Source organism: Mycobacterium sp. Aquia_216 (assembly GCF_026723865.1).
GTDB lineage: Bacteria > Actinomycetota > Actinomycetes > Mycobacteriales > Mycobacteriaceae > Mycobacterium.
Genome location: NZ_CP113529.1, coordinates 20,916 through 35,946 on the forward strand (window position 1 = coordinate 20,916; position 15,031 = coordinate 35,946).

At 66.2% G+C, this 15,031-nt stretch carries 18 protein-coding genes and 1 pseudogene; 8 read left to right on the top strand and 11 right to left on the bottom strand.

The window, feature by feature from the left end; all coding sequences use genetic code 11:
• Window positions 1–2 precede the first annotated feature (2 nt).
• Window positions 3–164 (bottom strand): hypothetical protein, encoded by a 162-nt coding sequence (locus OK015_RS00075; RefSeq protein WP_268128324.1) that lies wholly within the window; start codon window positions 162–164, stop codon window positions 3–5.
• 83 nt (window positions 165–247) lie between these two features.
• On the opposite strand from OK015_RS00075, the gene OK015_RS00080 reads away from it, so the two are divergent.
• Genes OK015_RS00080 through OK015_RS00090 form a run of 3 tightly spaced genes read left to right on the top strand, consistent with a single transcriptional unit; the run spans window position 248 to window position 3,779 of the window.
• On the top strand, window positions 248–1,576 hold the full coding sequence (locus tag OK015_RS00080; RefSeq protein ID WP_268128326.1) for a hypothetical protein: 1,329 nt from the start codon (window positions 248–250) through the stop codon (window positions 1,574–1,576).
• Window positions 1,573–2,694 carry a hypothetical protein gene (locus tag OK015_RS00085; protein WP_268128327.1) on the top strand — a complete coding sequence of 374 codons (1,122 nt, stop codon included), beginning with the start codon at window positions 1,573–1,575 and terminating at the stop codon, window positions 2,692–2,694. Before OK015_RS00080 ends, OK015_RS00085 begins: the two co-directional genes overlap by 4 nt.
• A 29-nt stretch (window positions 2,695–2,723) precedes the next feature.
• Window positions 2,724–3,779: an NAD(P)H-dependent amine dehydrogenase family protein gene (locus OK015_RS00090; RefSeq protein ID WP_268128328.1), complete on the top strand. Its 1,056-nt coding sequence runs from the start codon at window positions 2,724–2,726 to the stop codon at window positions 3,777–3,779.
• On the opposite strand, the gene OK015_RS00095 is transcribed toward OK015_RS00090, so the two are convergent.
• The gene (locus tag OK015_RS00095; protein WP_268128330.1) at window positions 3,776–5,077 is read right to left on the bottom strand and encodes a serine hydrolase domain-containing protein; all 1,302 of its coding nucleotides are present in this window, start codon (window positions 5,075–5,077) and stop codon (window positions 3,776–3,778) included. The genes OK015_RS00090 and OK015_RS00095 overlap by 4 nt on opposite strands.
• 106 nt (window positions 5,078–5,183) lie before the next feature.
• Window positions 5,184–5,351 (bottom strand): hypothetical protein, encoded by a 168-nt coding sequence (locus OK015_RS00100; RefSeq protein ID WP_268128332.1) that lies wholly within the window; start codon window positions 5,349–5,351, stop codon window positions 5,184–5,186.
• A gap of 191 nt (window positions 5,352–5,542) precedes the next feature.
• Between OK015_RS00100 and OK015_RS00105 the strand changes: the two genes are divergently transcribed.
• The 4 genes from OK015_RS00105 (at window position 5,543) to OK015_RS00120 (ending at window position 8,213) form a co-directional block, all read left to right on the top strand.
• Window positions 5,543–5,716 carry a CsbD family protein gene (locus tag OK015_RS00105; protein ID WP_268128334.1) on the top strand — a complete coding sequence of 58 codons (174 nt, stop codon included), beginning with the start codon at window positions 5,543–5,545 and terminating at the stop codon, window positions 5,714–5,716.
• 157 nt (window positions 5,717–5,873) lie between these two features.
• On the top strand, window positions 5,874–6,374 hold the full coding sequence (locus OK015_RS00110) for a nitroreductase family deazaflavin-dependent oxidoreductase (protein ID WP_268128336.1): 501 nt from the start codon (window positions 5,874–5,876) through the stop codon (window positions 6,372–6,374).
• 159 nt (window positions 6,375–6,533) lie between these two features.
• The gene (locus OK015_RS00115) at window positions 6,534–7,175 is read left to right on the top strand and encodes a cutinase family protein (protein ID WP_268132342.1); all 642 of its coding nucleotides are present in this window, start codon (window positions 6,534–6,536) and stop codon (window positions 7,173–7,175) included.
• Window positions 7,176–7,226: 51 nt separating this feature from the next.
• Complete coding sequence (locus OK015_RS00120) at window positions 7,227–8,213, top strand: SDR family NAD(P)-dependent oxidoreductase (protein ID WP_268128337.1); 987 nt, start codon at window positions 7,227–7,229, stop codon at window positions 8,211–8,213.
• Here the strand turns inward: OK015_RS00120 and OK015_RS00125 are convergent.
• From OK015_RS00125 to OK015_RS00150, 6 genes and pseudogenes are all read right to left on the bottom strand, one after another.
• Window positions 8,210–8,599 (bottom strand): hypothetical protein, encoded by a 390-nt coding sequence (locus OK015_RS00125; RefSeq protein ID WP_268128339.1) that lies wholly within the window; start codon window positions 8,597–8,599, stop codon window positions 8,210–8,212. The genes OK015_RS00120 and OK015_RS00125 overlap by 4 nt on opposite strands.
• 40 nt (window positions 8,600–8,639) lie before the next feature.
• Window positions 8,640–9,026, bottom strand: a complete 387-nt coding sequence (locus OK015_RS00130) for a PPOX class F420-dependent oxidoreductase (RefSeq protein ID WP_268128340.1) — start codon at window positions 9,024–9,026, stop codon at window positions 8,640–8,642.
• Window positions 9,027–9,103: 77 nt separating this feature from the next.
• The gene (locus tag OK015_RS00135) at window positions 9,104–9,451 is read right to left on the bottom strand and encodes a UBP-type zinc finger domain-containing protein (RefSeq protein ID WP_268128341.1); all 348 of its coding nucleotides are present in this window, start codon (window positions 9,449–9,451) and stop codon (window positions 9,104–9,106) included.
• A gap of 12 nt (window positions 9,452–9,463) precedes the next feature.
• On the bottom strand, window positions 9,464–10,027 hold the full coding sequence (locus OK015_RS00140; RefSeq protein WP_268128343.1) for a DoxX family protein: 564 nt from the start codon (window positions 10,025–10,027) through the stop codon (window positions 9,464–9,466).
• A gap of 174 nt (window positions 10,028–10,201) precedes the next feature.
• A complete protein-coding gene (locus OK015_RS00145; RefSeq protein ID WP_268128345.1) occupies window positions 10,202–11,665 on the bottom strand; it encodes an aldehyde dehydrogenase in 1,464 nt (487 codons plus the stop codon).
• Between the two features lie 41 nt (window positions 11,666–11,706).
• Window positions 11,707–11,962: pseudogene (locus OK015_RS00150) on the bottom strand (SDR family NAD(P)-dependent oxidoreductase); the annotation flags it as partial.
• A gap of 373 nt (window positions 11,963–12,335) precedes the next feature.
• Here OK015_RS00150 and OK015_RS00155 point away from each other — a divergent pair.
• Window positions 12,336–12,899, top strand: a complete 564-nt coding sequence (locus OK015_RS00155) for a TetR family transcriptional regulator (protein WP_268132343.1) — start codon at window positions 12,336–12,338, stop codon at window positions 12,897–12,899.
• A 16-nt stretch (window positions 12,900–12,915) separates the two neighbouring features.
• Here OK015_RS00155 and OK015_RS00160 read toward each other — a convergent pair whose 3' ends face one another.
• Together OK015_RS00160 and OK015_RS00165 are read right to left on the bottom strand one after the other, a co-directional pair.
• Entirely contained in the window at window positions 12,916–14,118 is a 1,203-nt protein-coding gene (locus OK015_RS00160) for a cytochrome P450 (protein ID WP_268128346.1), read from the bottom strand.
• A 250-nt stretch (window positions 14,119–14,368) separates the two neighbouring features.
• Window positions 14,369–14,950, bottom strand: coding sequence for a TetR/AcrR family transcriptional regulator (locus tag OK015_RS00165; protein WP_268128347.1), 582 nt, complete (start codon window positions 14,948–14,950; stop codon window positions 14,369–14,371).
• Window positions 14,951–15,031 lie beyond the last annotated feature (81 nt).

The window sequence follows — 15,031 nt, forward strand, 5'->3', positions numbered from 1 at the left end:
ACTCAGACCGCGGCCAGCCACAACGCATGCACGGCCAGGACGTCGATGAAAGCCTGCCGTCCGCCCGCTACCTTGCGCACGGTGCCGACGCCGACGGTGCGTCCGTCGGCGTTCCGATGCCGCCAGGACGCGAGACGCTCGAGCAATGTCATCAACTGCTTCATGCGTCCAGGGTGTCGGTGCGCGCCGGCTACCGAACCCAATTTTTTGGCTGCCCGTATTTCCGGGATGCCCATATCCTGTGCTGATGAGCGCGGACCCGCAGCTGGCCACGCCCGTGGCGGCAGGTCATCCACGCCGTTCGGTGATCGACGCCGCGTGGCGGGCTATCGGGCTCGGCGTCGAGGTGCTCAGCAGCGACGGCGGCGGACCGCTCACGCGCACCGTCAAACGCATCATCGACCCGTTGGTGCTCCGGTTACGGTCCAACCCGCAGTATTCGGCCCCGGTGGTCTCCCCCGCCACCGCCGCGGCCATGCACGATCTGATCGTGGGCAGCGCACCCGAATTACGCTCCGCCGCAGCATGGTTCGGAATTCTCAAACTCGAGCGCCGCAGGCAGCGGATCCGCGCCGGAAACGCCCAGGAGCTTTACTTCCCGGTGTGCTTCGAGCTCGCCGTCACCAAAGGCGCACCGGCGCCCGAAGATCGCGAGACGGCGGCCACCGTGCTCGGTGAAATTCACCGAGGCCGCGACCGCACCGCGATCGAAGTCCTGCATCAGTACGTGGCGGGCCAGGATGTCGTGGCCGCGCTCGGCGCTCAGCTCGAACGCAGTTGGCGCGACGTGCGGGCGGGCCAGACCGCGACGGGTCCGTTCCTGGCCAAGCTCAGCACGGTCCTCGGCCCCGCCCACGGCCACCGCGCCGCGACGGCCCGCCAGCGAGCCTGGGCGGCCATGATCAATGACACCACGCCCTACAACCTGGGCGCGCTGGCCCACGTCCAGGGTCCAGAGTCGGCGGGGCTACCCTGGTCAATCTCCGAGTTGGGATTGAGTTCGGTTGTGCCGCAACGTCCGCCGTGCATCGCCGGCGGCGCGGACAGCGATCGCCCGCTGGACCGCAGCGTGGTGGATCGGGTCCGCGCGACACTGCGCCGCGCCCTGGACCGCGACGCCCTGCCCGACATCCCGCTGCTCTGCGAAGAGGAAGTCGACCGCGCCTGCGCGCCGTGGGGCCTGCTCGCCGAGGACAAGCAGGCCACGCTGGTGGCCGGCATCGAGGTCGCGGTCGAGCTGGCGCCGCTGGACCGATCCGTCGCGAGCCGCTACGCGCTGGCGGCGCAGATCCAGGCGCGGCTGCGCAAGGAGGCGTACGTACTACACGCGCGGCGCTATCTCGCCGAGGGCGGCCCGATCCATCCGCGGCAACGGCAAGTGATCGACGACCTCGCGGCGTATGCCCCGCCCTACCTGAGCCGGCTGTGGGCCCGGCTGCACGGGCGCGACGTCTGGCAGGAGCCTTGCGAAGACGTCGACGAGATGCGCTCCCTGCTGGAGGGGGTCGCGCGATCGGTGAGCCTCGATCACCGCCAGCGGATCAAGTCGATGCTGGAATTGCAAGTGGCCGGATGAAACTGGTTGCCGATTCCGGCCTTTGGCGTGTCGGGCCCGCCAGCGCCGCGACACCGCTGGCCGCGGTGCTGGAAGTCAGCGGTGCCGTGCTGTCCTGGACGGTCGACGATCCGCCCGGCGATTCGCCAGCCCAGATCACCTTCACCGACCTCTCCCGCGCGGACTGGCTATGGCGGGTGTTCGGTGAATCCGGACACGTCGCGCTGGCCGCCGCCGCAGACGCACCGAACGCCACCACCAGCATCGAGCTCGCCGGCGTCGACATCCTGCCTGGCTCGGTCGACCCGCTGCGCCGGCTGGCCGTGGGGCATTGGCTGCGGCGATGGTGGCCGGCGAGTCAGCAGGATGGCATCGCGGGCCTGGACCGAGCCCTGCTCGACGTCGAGCTCGCGCTGCTGACCGCCGGCGCGCAGGGCTTCTTCACCGATGACACGCTGGATTCGGATGTGATCGGGCTGCTGTCGCCGCACGCCCCGGCGTTGTTCACCCATGTTCGCAGCGACGATGCGCGGATCGCGAACCTGGTACGCGCGGGGGCCGAGCTTGCCGACGAAATCGGCGTGGATGACGAGGCGTGGTCGGAACTGCTTGTTGCTCTCGATGATTCGAGCGTGGTGTTGGCGATCCCCAGCGGGCAGCGCGACGACTACGCACTGGCGGCGGGGGCCGACGCCGGCACCCGGGGTGGGGCTTCGATCGCCAGCGGTGTCGCGTCCATCAACTGGAGCTCGGTCCCCCCGGCCATCTTCGATGCGGGCGAGAACACCGTCGATTGGCGCATCGAGGCGGCGGGCGCACTGGTGCGCGCGGCGATCATCGGGCCGGACCTGCCCACCGGTGTGGCGGTGCGACTGCGGTCCGGGTCCATCAGCGGTGCCGGTGTTCTCGATGGCGATGGCCGCGCGACCCTTCCCCTGGTCGACACCGAGGAACGGCCGATGACCGAATCGGCCGCCTGGGACCACGATTGGGCGGCGACGGTGGTGATCGTCGGAGCCGACACGACGGAGACCCGGGAAACTCGGGAACGGATCCGCCGCTGGGCCCACGCCAGGCTGGACCAGCCCGCGCCGGACGCGTTCCTGGCCGAGATTTTGGCTGCCGAGTCCGCCTACTAAGCACGAGAACTATTCCCTATGCTGAGCGAGTGCCAAACACCTATCGAGTAGTTCAGTGGAACACCGGAAACGTGGGCAAGAGCTCGCTGAAGTCGATCGCCGACAACCCCATCCTGGAACTGGTCGGGTGCTTCGCATGGTCGCCGGACAAGGTAGGGCGCGACGCCGGCGAATTGGTCGGCATCTCCCCGCTCGGGGTCGCCGCGACCAACGATGTCGAGGCGCTGCTCGCGCTGAAACCGGACTGCGTGGTCTACAACCCGATGTGGATCAACGTCGACGAGCTGGTCGCAATCCTGTCCGCGGGTGTCAACGTGGTGACCACGGCATCGTTCATCACCGGGCACAACCTGGGCGAGGGCCGCGACCGGATCCTCGAGGCCGCCGAGTTGGGCGGCTCGACGATCTTCGGGTCCGGGGTGAGCCCGGGGTTCGCCGAGCTGCTGGCCATCGTGTCGGCGATGGTGTGCAACCGCGTCGACAAGGTCACCGTCAACGAGGCTGCCGACACCACGTTCTACGACTCACCGGAGACCGAGAGGCCGGTGGGCTTCGGCCAGCCGATCGACCACCCGGACCTGCAAGCGATGGCCGCCAAGGGAACCGCCATCTTCGGCGAAGCCGTCCGGCTGGTGGGCGACGCGCTCGGCGTCGAACTCGACGAGGTCAAGTGTGTCGCCGAGTTCGCCCAGACCACGGCGGACCTGGAGATGGCCTCGTGGACCATCCCCGCGGGACACGTCGCGGGCACCTACATCAGTTGGCAGGGCATCGTGGGCGGCAAGACCCTGATCGACCTCAACGTCCGGTGGAAAAAGGGGCAAACGCTGGAACCCGACTGGCAGATCGAGCAGGACGGCTGGGTCATCCAGATCGACGGTCAGCCGACGGTGACGACCAAGGTCGGCTTCCTGCCGCCACCGTATTTCGAGGCCACGACGCTCGAGGAATTCATGGACCTCGGCCACATCATGACGGCAGTGCCCGCCATCAACGCGATCCCCGCCGTCGTCGCCGCGGCGCCCGGCATCGCCACTTATGCCGACCTTCCGCTGACGCTCCCCCGCGGCTTCGCGAAGATCTAGTCCCCGGAAGCAGCCGTGGCCGGCACGGTCGTCCGTCGCCGGCCGGGCTTGGGGTAGGTCGCACCGAGTTGTGGCACCTCGACCGGACCCTGCTGACGGGCGGCCTCCATCGCGGAGCGCAGCGGACCTGCCAAGCCCGCGAACGATCCCATGTCGAACACCCGCGTCGTCAACAGCCGGTTGTGGACGTATCCGAACGAGCCGCCCACCTCCGGGTCTGCCCAGCCGAGCGTCCCGCCCAGACCCACGTGCCCGAACCCGCGCAACAGACCGGGCACCGGCGATTCGTGGTAGCCGAGGTGAAAAGGCATGGGCACCACCATGTTTGCGTCCGGCCACTTGATTCGCGCCTGCCCGGTCAGCCCCCGCGCCAACTCCTTGGACAGGTACTTCTTGCCGTCGACGCGGCCGTCGTTGGCCAGCACCGCATACATCTTGGCCAGACCGCGGCCGGTGACCACGCCGTTGGCCGCGGGAATCTCGCCGTCCAGGAACGGGGTGTCCCCCTGCATCAGGGACATGATCCCGGGAAAGTACATCGCGCCCAGCGCCCCGGAGTACCGCATGTTGGCCACCCTCGGGGCGACGAAGTTGAGTAGCGGGGTCCGCATAATTCTTTTCTGCGGCATCAGGATCTGCGCGGGTGTGGTCGGCGAGCCCTGGGGTGGGCGGCCAAGATGCAGGCCATCGGTGTTGAGCGGGCGCGCGACCTCCTGACGGATCAGCTCGCGCATACCTTTGCCCGTGACTGCCCGGGCCAGCCCGGACAGCAGCCAGCCGTACGTCAGCGCGTGGTAGGCCTGCACGCCCCGCAGGTGGTCGACGGGCGCGGCGGCCAGCCGCTCCTCCATGGCCAGGTGATCCATCAACTCTGTCTTGGTGACGCCGCGCAGGTGCGACAGACCGGCGCGGTGCCGAAGCACATCGCGAACCGTGATGTCGTCCTTACCGTTGGCCGCGAACTCCGGCCAGTACTCGGCGACCGGATCGTCGTAGGACAGCAAGCCCCGGTCGGCCAGCCGGTGAATCACCGTCGACGCGAGACCTTTGGTGGCCGAGAACACCATCGCGCCGGTATCGGCGGTCCAGGGCCGCGTGCCGGCGCGGTCCGACCACCCGGTCCACACGTCGACGACGGGAACGCCGCCGACGTAGACGGACAGGGCTCCCCCGCCGAACCGTCGCCCCGGGAACTGCTGGGCGAACTTCTTGACCACAGTCGCGAAATGCGGGTCCGCGGCCCCTGACATACCCGGGGGCAGGCCGTCGTCGGTGGTGAGCAGAGTCGACGGTGTCATGGTGCCCCCGAGCGTTGTGCGCATCGGGCAGCTACCGCCGCGGCGGCCCCTCCCCGATGAGGTGCGATTACAGATCGAAGCTATCAGTCGAGCAAAGACCCGAAAGTCACTTGGGCGGATCGTGCTCCGGGGGCTGCGCGGCATCGGCATCGGGCAAAGGCTCGGGGGGTGAATCCTTCAAAAACTTCCGCAGCCGCAACAGCTGATTGATCACGATGCCCAGCCCCAGCAGCATCAGCACCACGACTATCGCCACCACCGTTGCGGTGTTCATGGCATCCCCATGGATCTATTGTGATCCATCCCATGCCGGCCGGGCGGTCCGGTTGTTTGCCAGCTTTGCCGTGTTAGCACGTCCGGCATCGCTGGCCGCGCGGTGAGCGGACCCGAGTCGGGGGGTTTCGGAATCCCCCACCGGGGTAGCCGCACAGAGAACACCATCGAGTCAGTAGGGAGCGACAACGCATGAGCACCGAAGACAAGATCAAGAACAAAGTCGAGGATCTCGGCGGACAGGCGAAGGAAGCCATCGGTAAGGTCACGGGCGACGACGACACCAAGAACGAGGGCCGCGGAGATCAGGCCAAGTCCAGCCTGAAGGATGCCGGCGAAAAGGTGAAGGACGCCTTCAAGAAATAGATTTCAGCCTCGACCAGCAGGTTTACTGAAGACACCCGGTAGACCTGCTGGTCGTCTTTCTGCGGGCGCAGCGCGCACCAGCAACACGCCATGGCAGCGGAGGGTGGGCCGTGCCGAAAGACTCCCCTGCGCTCGATGAGCAGATTATGGTCGTTTCATGTCACTGCCGTTCGTCGACCCGCAGCGCCGCAGCACGGTGTTCACCCGCACCATGACAAAGTTCGCGCGCAGTGCGCCGGGAAAGTTTCTCGCACAGCACATTGCCGCGAACACCGATCCGTGGCTGATGCGGGTGTCCCGCGGCAACGTGTCCTGGGGGATGTTTGCTGTACCGTCGGCGACGTTGAAAATGACCGGCGCCAAAACCGGTCAGCCGCGTGAGGCCCAAATCTCCTACTTCCACGACGGCGGCGACGTGATCGCGGTCGCCTCCAACTTCGGCGGCAGCACGCACCCGAATTGGTATTACAACCTCAAAGCGCATCCCGAGTGTGAATTGGGTGGGGACAGCTTCGTGGCCACCGAGGTCACCGATCCCGTCGAGCACACGCGGCTTTACGAGCTCGCCGAATGTTCCTACCCCGGCTACGGCGATTACCGCGCCGCGACGGCGGCGGTCGGCCGCCGTATTCCGGTATTCCGGCTCGCTCCGCGGTAGCGATTGAGAAATCAGGCTTTGGGCAATCCTTACCGCCACCTGCATCGAATACCGATAAAGGGGAATCGGAACTACGCGGCGGGACAGGAAATGAATTTCTCGAAGTTGATCGATGGCCGGGTGCGCAGGCTCGCGGCGGCCGGCGGAATAGCCGCGCTGATGGCGACTGCGGTGCTGGTCAGCGGCGATGCCCCGCCGGCAAGCGCCGACTGTCCCGACGTCGAGGTGGTGTTTGCGCGCGGTACCAGCGAGCCGCCGGGTGTCGGCGGCATCGGTTCGGGTTTCGTCGATGCGCTGCGCGGGCAGCTCGGCAGCCGGAACCTCACGGTGTATCCGGTGAACTATCCGGCCAGCAGCGACTTCGGCAGCCCCGATTTCGCCGCTACGTTCATCGACGGGATTCGTGACGCCAGCTCGCACATCGAGTCGATGGCGGCGAACTGCCCCAAGACCCGGGAAGTGCTGGGCGGTTTCTCGCAGGGCGCGGCCGTGGCCGGTTTCGTCACTTCGTCGGCCGTGCCCAACGGCGTCCCGGCTGCTTCGGTGCCGTCGCCGATGCCACCTGACGTCGCCAAGCACATCGCCGCCGTCACCCTGTTCGGCACACCGTCGAATCAATTCCTCGAGCATTACGGCGCGCCGGCGATCGCCATCGGCCCGCTGTATCAGGGCAAGACGCTGCAACTGTGCGCTCCCGGCGATCCGATCTGCGGCAACGGCACCGACGCCGCGGCTCACGGTTCGTATGTCGTGAACGGCATGACGGGCCAAGCCGCGAGTTACGTCACCAGTCATCTGTAGCAACACCCCACCCGGTTGCCGCGCGGGCGATGGGCCTTGGAGAATCGCTGCGTGCGAGTTCTGATAACGGGCGGTACTGGATTTGTGGGCGGGTGGACTGCAAAAGCCATCGCCGACGCGGGGCACTCGGTTCGATTTCTGGTGCGCAATCCCGATCGGCTGCAGACCTCGGTCGCCCAGCTGGGCGTCGACGTGTCGGACTTCGCCGTGGGCGACATCATCGATCGCGTCTCGGTGCGGAAAGCGCTGCAGGAATGCGACGCCGTCGTGCACAGCGCCGCTCTGGTGGCCACCGATCCGCGGCAGACCAACGAGATGCTGACCACCAATATGCAGGGCGCACAAAACGTGCTCGGCCAGGCGGTTGAACTCGGTCTGGACCCGATCGTGCACGTGTCGAGCTTCACCGCGCTGTTTCATCCCGGCCTGGAGACGATGACAGCGGATCTTCCGGTGGTCGGCGGCGCCGACGGCTACGGAACATCCAAGGCCCAGGTCGACATCTACGCGCGCGGCCTGCAGGACGCCGGCGCACCGGTGAACATCACCTATCCGGGCATGGTGCTGGGGCCGCCGGTCGGCAAGCAATACGGCGAGGTCGGTGAGGGTGTCAAAGCGGCGTTGCAGATGCACGTGATCCCCGGGCGCAGCGGAGGCTGGCTGATCGTCGACGTCCGCGATCTGGCCGCGCTGCACGCCGCGCTGTTGGAGCCCGGCCGCGGGCCGCGCCGCTACACCGCCGGCGGACACCGGGTCCCACCGTCCGAACTCGCGGAGTTGCTCGGCCAAGCCGCCGACACCACGATGGTCGCCGTTCCGATTCCCGACACCGCGCTGCGGGTCGCGGGAGCGGTTCTGGATAGGGCGGGGCGGTTCCTCCCCTTCGATACACCGTTCACCGCGGCCGGGATGCAGTACTACACCCAGATCCCGGCATCCGATGATTCGCCCAGCGAGAAAGAGCTCGGCATCACCTATCGGGACCCGCGCGAAACCGTGGCCGACACGATCGACGCGTTGCGGCGCGCCGGCGGCTAGGGCCGGCCGCCCTCTCCAAGGCTGCGGACGAAGCCGCGCACGCCCGCGGCAACGAACGGCACGGGGGCGAGCGTGGCGATCAGGGCGCTCTTGGTCCCGACGAGGCGCGTGCTGCGCAGCCCGAGCACAAGGTCGGCGCTGTCGCTGATCAAGCCGAAGGCGGCCCAGCGCCGGAACTCGCCGTCGCTACCGCGCAACAACGCCGCACAGGCACCCGACCCGATGACGACGTCCCGAATTCCGGTCGTCTGCATCAGCAGCGTCTCGGTACCCGAGTCGGGCCGGAAGAACCGATCCGGCGCGAGCAGCATGGCGGCTCCGACTCCGACGCGGGCCGCCGCGACCAAAGCCAAGATCGACGACGTCCGGGAAGCTTCCTGTGCCACGGATCAACCCTAACCGTGGCGTTTGGCGCTGGGAGCGTTGCTAGACGCCGGGTTTGATCTCGAGGCCGACGTGCACCTTGTCGATGCCGCCGCGCACGATCGAGTGCGCGTAGAACCACGGGGCGTGGTACCAGTACCGCTTGAGCACGGCGTTGTAGACGCGCCGCGTCTCCGACTTCGGCAGGACGCGGGCAATGCCCTCGACTTCTTCACTTTTGGGTTTGCCCAACACGCCGCTCTTGCCGATCGTCACCCTGGGCGTGTTGTTGATCCGCTTGGTCTTCCACGACCCGTCGTCGGTGATGACCAGAAGCTTGTCGCCCTCGGGCACCCCCCAGATCGGCGTGGGCTTGGGACGGCCGTCCTTGGTGAAGGTGGTCAGCAGCAGGTACTTGGACTGGATCACGTCCTGAAAACTCGGGGCCACGCGCTTCCCTATCTGTGGATGGTTCCCTGGACAGTTCCCCGGTTAATGAGCTCTTAACCGTGTCTCGATCCACCGGGTCAATGCAGCCGGCGTTGCCAGTCGGCGGGGAGGCGCTCGGCGGGTCCTGGCACCGACTGGTCAAGCGGATGATGTCGCGGCGGGGCAAGCGCCGGGCCGTCGTAGAACTGTTGGTCCCGGTAGTCGTAGAACCAATCCTCGCCGGGTTCGAAACTGGCGATCAGCGGATGTTTGGCGGTTTCGGCGTGGGCAGTGGCGTGCTGGCCCGGCGATTGGTCACAACAGCCGATGTGACCGCATTGGGCGCACCGGCGCAGGTGAAACCACCAGCCCTGGTGTTGCGCGCACTCCACACAGCCGGCCCCGCTGGGCGCGACGGTGGTGTCGATGCCGGTCTGATCGCTCACCTGATCTCCGATCTACAAACGCGCGCTGGCGACCCCGCGCCGCTTTCGCCCCAGCAGCGCATCCATCGACCACGGCCCCGGCCCCACGATCAGCAAGAAGGCGACGCTCATCAGCTGCGCATACTCCGAGCGGATCTCGTGCAATACCGCCCATAGGCCAGTCTTAGGCGGAGCCGGCGGTAAAGGCAAGGGTGAGGTTCCGAGGTACATCGCGATCTTCGTCGACAGCATCGCCACCAACATTTCGACGATGAACGGCACCGTGATCAGCCGGGTGAAAAGGCCGGAGATCAACAGGATGCCGCCCACGATCTCGAGCAGCGCGACAAACGTCGCCATCGTCTCCGGGAAGGGAATGCCGATCAGGGCGAATCGTCCGCCACCCTGATTGTGGTAGACGAACTTGAGGATGCCCTCCCACAAGAACACGCCTCCGGCCATCAGACGGATCAGAATGATCGCCGCGGGCCCACCGGTCGGCGGATTGCTGAGCCACTTCCAAAGTCTGCCCGCCGATTGATCGGGCGCAGCGAGTAGGCGCGTTGGCGGTGGTTTCACAGCGTCGGGCAAGGTCATGACCGCTTCTTTCGCTAGGTACGAACACACGTCGCACCCAGATAGGGGCGCGGGTTACGGTCTGCGCGAAATGCCGCGGCCACGTTGGGCGCCGAGCGTGCGGCCAGCTTCACGTTGGGCGCCGAGCGTGCGGCCAGCTTCACGCTCGCCGCAACATCGAGGGCTCGATATTCGTTAGGTGCTTGCCGCTGCCGAAATCGATTGGCTCACCGTGTAACTGTCGATTCCCTCGGTTCCGAGCTCGCGACCGTAGCCGCTGTTCTTGACGCCGCCGAACGGTGCTGCCGGGTCCATGATGTAGCCCTCATTGACGCCGAAGGTGCCGGAGCGGACCCGGGCCGCGACGCCGTAGCCGCGCTCGACGTCGGCGGTGAACACCGACCCGGCCAGCCCGTACTCGGAATCGTTGGCGATCCGGATCGCCTCCTCCTCGTCACGGTAGGAAATGACCGTCAGCACCGGCCCGAAGATCTCCTCGCGCGCGATTCGCATGTCGTTGTTCGCGTCACTGAACAGCGTCGGTCGCACGTACCAACCGGCATCGAGTCCGTCGGGCATCTCGCTGCCGCCGGTAACCAGCCGCGCCCCTTCGCTTTTGCCCGACTCGATGTAACCGCGGACTCGCTCCTGCTGGCGCTGGGCGACCAGCGGACCGATCTGCGTGTCGGGATCAGCCGGGTCGCCGACGGTCATCGACGCCATTCCGGCGGCCAACGCGTCGACGAACTCGTCCTTGCGCTGCTCGGGCACCAGAATCCGGCTGAGCGCGTTGCAGACCTGCCCGCTGTTGGCCAGGCTGGCCATCTGAATTCCGGTGGCGACGGCTGCGGGGTCGGCGTCGTCGAGCACGACGGCTGCCGACTTGCCGCCCAGTTCCAGGCTCACCTGCTTCAGTCCCTCGGCACAGGCAAGTGCCACTTGCCGGCCGGCGGCCGTGGACCCGGTGAACGAAACCTTGTCGACGCCGGGATGCCGCACCAGCAGCTCGCCGACTTCACGACCGCCAGGCAACACGTTCAGCACACCCGGCGGAAAATCTGCTGCCGCAACCAATTCCGCGAGCAATTGCGCGTCAAGTACCGACTCGGGCGCGGGCTTGAGCACTACCGAGCAGCCGGCCAGCAGCGCCGGCACGATCTTGGTGACGGTGAGGAACTGCGGCATGTTCCACGGCACCACCGCGCCTACGACGCCCACTGGAAGTTTACGGATCCGGATGTTCTTGCCGTAGAGCCCCGGACGTTCCTGCTGCCATTCGTAGCCGGCGGCGAAGTTGCAAAATGCCGACATCATGGTCAGCGGCAGCCGAACCTGCGCCATCTTGGCGAACGTGATGGGAGCGCCGATTTCGGCCGAAATCAGTGCGGCCATATCGGCTCGCCGCTCCTTGTAGATGCCGGCGAGCCGAGTGATGGCCTCGATCCGCTCCGCCGGTTGCAGGCGGGGCCACGGTCCGCTGTCGAAAGCTGCCCGGGCGGCGCCGACCGCGCGGTCCACGTCAGCAGGTCCCGCGCACACCGCGCGGCCGATGACGGCCTCACTGTGCGGGGACAGCACCGAGATGGCGTCCGCCGAATCCCCGCCTGAAGCCGGGGCTGCCCACCTCCCGTCGATGAAGAGTTGGTCCCTGTCGTACATCAAACTCCTTGAATCTCTTGGGATCTGGCTCTGTGTCGATATCAGGTATTGCGACCACCGTTCACGCCGAGAATCTGTCCGGTGATGTAGCCGGCCTCCTCAGGGGCGCTCGGCGCTGCGCAGCATCGGTGTGTCCACGAACCCCGGCGGCACCGCGTTGACGGTGATCCCGCTCGGGCCGTATTCGAGCGCGAGCGACTTGGTCAGTCCGTTCACCGCGGACTTCGCCGCCACGTAGTGGGCCACGAACGGTTGGCCGGAATGCGTGCTGGACGACGAGATGTTGACGATGCGCCCCACCGCGGGCCACAACCGCCGTCTTCGCGCTCAAGCCGTCATCCACCTTTCCTGAGCGATCGCTCAAACGGTCGGCTTCACATGCCTATCACCCGGCATCGATTACGGCAAGCCTATGGATCGGCCTCCGTTTCGCTTCGCGGTGCGAGCGACCAACGCCACCGGCGGGCGCGAGTGGCGCGATACCGTCCGAAAAGTCGAAGATCTTGGCCAAGCGGACGCGATTTGGCGAGTACGACGATCGGTATGCGAACTACCGACTCGAACTTCCGGTGCCGCGTTCTTCGACATGGTCGCCGAACCGGCGGTGTGATAAGACCACACTGTGAGTGCATCCGAGCGACCGAAGGTGCGAGACTCCACGACGCGCGACATGCTGGTGGCCGCGACGAGTCAGATCATGGTCGAGGAGGGTTACGCCGCGGCGACTTCGCGGCGGGTGGCCGCGAAGGCCGGCGTCAAAGCGGCGTTGGTGCACTACTACTTCCCCACGATGGACGAGTTGTACCTGGCCGTCTTCCGCCGCGGCGCCGCGGGGTACTTAGAGAGTCAGCAGAAGGCTTTGGCGTCCGACCGCCCACTGCACGCGTTTTGGGATACCCTCATCGCGCCCAAGGACACCAGGTTGCTGTTGGAATTCATGGGACTTGCCAATCACCGTAAGGAGATCCAAGCCGAAATCGCAGCCTGGTCGGAGCGCTGGCGCGAAATGCAGATCACCGCGCTGAATTTCATCGTCCGCGAACATGGCCTCGACGCCAACGAGTTCCCGCCCGCCGGACTCGCCGTTGTCATCGCTGCGATCGGCCGCACCCTGATTTTGGAGGAGGGGCTGGGCTCCTCCGGGGGTCATCGGGAAGCCGTCGCACTGGTCAACCGCTTCCTGGACCGCTTCGAGATGCCGGAGCCGAAAGCTCGCCGAAGCCGCGGCGCGTAGGGTTGACCGCAGCCGATCAGGGCAGCACGACCCGCAGTCGCTCCCAGCCGCGCACGGTCGATGTCGGCGCGAGTTGTGCTGTGTCGTAGTCGATATCCCATTCGGGCCAGCGGTTGAGGATCTCGTCCAGCGCGACGCGTCCCTCTAGCCGCGCCAGGTTTGCCCCGAGGCAGTAGTGCACGCCTTTGCCGAATGTGATGTGCGAGATGTTGTCGCGACGGATGTTGAAGGTGTCCGGATCGGCGTACCGGCGCGGGTCGCGGTTAGCGGCGCCGAACAACAGCAGCATCGCGCTGCCGGCCGGAACGGTGGTGCCGTAGCACTCGAAATCCGCTGCCATCCAACGTGCTACGTGAGGGCCCGTGGGTTCGAACCGTAATGTCTCGTCGATCGTGCGGTTCAGCAACGAGCGATCCTGGTAGATTTCCCGGCGCTGGTCCGGGTGTTCGGCGAGCACCTTGGCCAGCCAGCCGATCAGCCGCCCGGTCGTCTCGTTGCCCGCACCGGCGACCACCTGGGTGTAGTGCAGCACCTCTTTGCGGGTTAACTTGCGGTGCACACCCTCCTCGTCGTCGAACTCCACGTTGAGCAGCGTGGTCATCAGGTCGTCGGACGGATTCTTCGATCGCCATTCGACGTAGTCGGCGTAGATCCGGCCGTCGGCGATGGAGTCGGCATTGGCGACCTTGAGGGGCGCCCCCGGTTTGGTGCGCAGATTGGCGTCATTCGCGTCTCGGACCGAGATCTGTTCGGATTCAGGGATTCCCAACAGCATTCCAATCACGCGCATCGGCATCATCGATGCGAGTTCGGCAATGATGTCGAATCCCGAAGATCCGACGTGTGGATCCAGGCAGCGGACACAGTAGCGCCGGATCTGGTCTTCGATTACGGCCATCCGGCGCGGCGTGAACACCCGCGACATCAGCCCGCGCAGCATCGTGTGCTCGGGCGGATCCTGAAACATCATGACACCACGGGGCATATCGAATTTCGACTGGACCAACTCGAGAATGTCACTGCGGCGGTTCGAGAACGTCGCCCAGTTGGCCAGCCCGTACTCGACATCGGAATGCCTTGATAGCGCCCAAAAGTCGTACTGCTCGTTGTAGTACAGCGGGGCTTCTTCGCGTAGCCGTGCGTACGTCGGATACGGATCGGCATTGATGCCGACGTCGTAGGGGTCGTAGTAGACCTCGGTGTCGTTCGTGACAGTCATCGAAGAAATTCCCTTACGCCAGCCGCGATGACGTCGAGTCGCCCGAGCTGCCCGACGCCACTGCCGATGGCAATGATGTCGGCCCCCGCCTGGGCGAGCCGAACCCCGCGGCCTCCGCCTGCCTGCGCGCCGCACCGGTCACGAATGCGACCTTGCCGTCCAGGCCCATGACAACCTCCACCGCGTCCTTTTTGGGCGATCGCCCAAATAAGTGACGCAGGCCATGTCTAACAGCCTCGGGATGAGGTCGTCAAGGGTTCAGCGAGGCGTCGATCAGCGTGGTCGCGGCCGCCCGGGCATGCACGACGGGCGCGGTGTCGTTCAGCGACGTCGCCATCGCGGTCGCTCCTTCGAATAGCACCGCCAGCTGCTGGCCCAGCAGGTGAGGATCGGCGGCCCCCGCCTCCTGCGCGACCGCGATCAGGCGGCGGGTGAATCGTTGCTTGTGAGTCCGCACGATCTGGTCGGTACTGCGCAGCGAGCCTGCCGATTCGACGGCCGCGTTGTGAAATGGGCAGCCCCGCATGACCTCTCGGCGCGACATCTCGAAGATGGCCAGCAGTCGGTCCCGGGCGGATAGGGTCGGGTCGTCCAGGCGCTGCTCACTGGGCGATCCACCACGGTCATCCATGCCGCGCAGGTAGGTATCGACGAGGTCGTTCTTGCTGGGAAAGTGTTGATAGAGGGTGCGCTTGGACACGTTAGCTTCTTGGGCAATGAGGTCGACGCCGGTTGCGTGGATTCCCTGGCGGTAGAAGAGCTGGGCGGCCGCACGCTCGATTCGCTCCCGCGCTCCGCGCCCGCCGGCCGGGCGCGTCATTAGTTCGGCCATCTCCTCAAGGTACACCGCTCGGTTTACAAATTTCCAAAATCCGGTTAGTTTTCCACTATCAACGTAAACCGATCAGTTTCC

Excerpts from the sequence above, each read along its gene's own strand:
- OK015_RS00105 (WP_268128334.1), top strand. The coding sequence starts at position 5,543 with ATGAGCACCGAAGACAAGATCAAGAACAAAGTCGAGGATCTCGGCGGA.
- OK015_RS00075 (WP_268128324.1), bottom strand. The coding sequence starts at position 164 with ATGAAGCAGTTGATGACATTGCTCGAGCGTCTCGCGTCCTGGCGGCAT.
- OK015_RS00140 (WP_268128343.1), bottom strand. The coding sequence starts at position 10,027 with ATGACCTTGCCCGACGCTGTGAAACCACCGCCAACGCGCCTACTCGCT.
- OK015_RS00095 (WP_268128330.1), bottom strand. The coding sequence starts at position 5,077 with ATGACACCGTCGACTCTGCTCACCACCGACGACGGCCTGCCCCCGGGT.
- OK015_RS00155 (WP_268132343.1), top strand. The coding sequence starts at position 12,336 with ATGCTGGTGGCCGCGACGAGTCAGATCATGGTCGAGGAGGGTTACGCC.
- OK015_RS00145 (WP_268128345.1), bottom strand. The coding sequence starts at position 11,665 with ATGTACGACAGGGACCAACTCTTCATCGACGGGAGGTGGGCAGCCCCG.
- OK015_RS00100 (WP_268128332.1), bottom strand. The coding sequence starts at position 5,351 with ATGAACACCGCAACGGTGGTGGCGATAGTCGTGGTGCTGATGCTGCTG.
- OK015_RS00160 (WP_268128346.1), bottom strand. The coding sequence starts at position 14,118 with ATGACTGTCACGAACGACACCGAGGTCTACTACGACCCCTACGACGTC.
- OK015_RS00085 (WP_268128327.1), top strand. The coding sequence starts at position 1,573 with ATGAAACTGGTTGCCGATTCCGGCCTTTGGCGTGTCGGGCCCGCCAGC.
- OK015_RS00110 (WP_268128336.1), top strand. The coding sequence starts at position 5,874 with ATGTCACTGCCGTTCGTCGACCCGCAGCGCCGCAGCACGGTGTTCACC.
- OK015_RS00080 (WP_268128326.1), top strand. The coding sequence starts at position 248 with ATGAGCGCGGACCCGCAGCTGGCCACGCCCGTGGCGGCAGGTCATCCA.
- OK015_RS00115 (WP_268132342.1), top strand. The coding sequence starts at position 6,534 with ATGGCGACTGCGGTGCTGGTCAGCGGCGATGCCCCGCCGGCAAGCGCC.
- OK015_RS00165 (WP_268128347.1), bottom strand. The coding sequence starts at position 14,950 with ATGGCCGAACTAATGACGCGCCCGGCCGGCGGGCGCGGAGCGCGGGAG.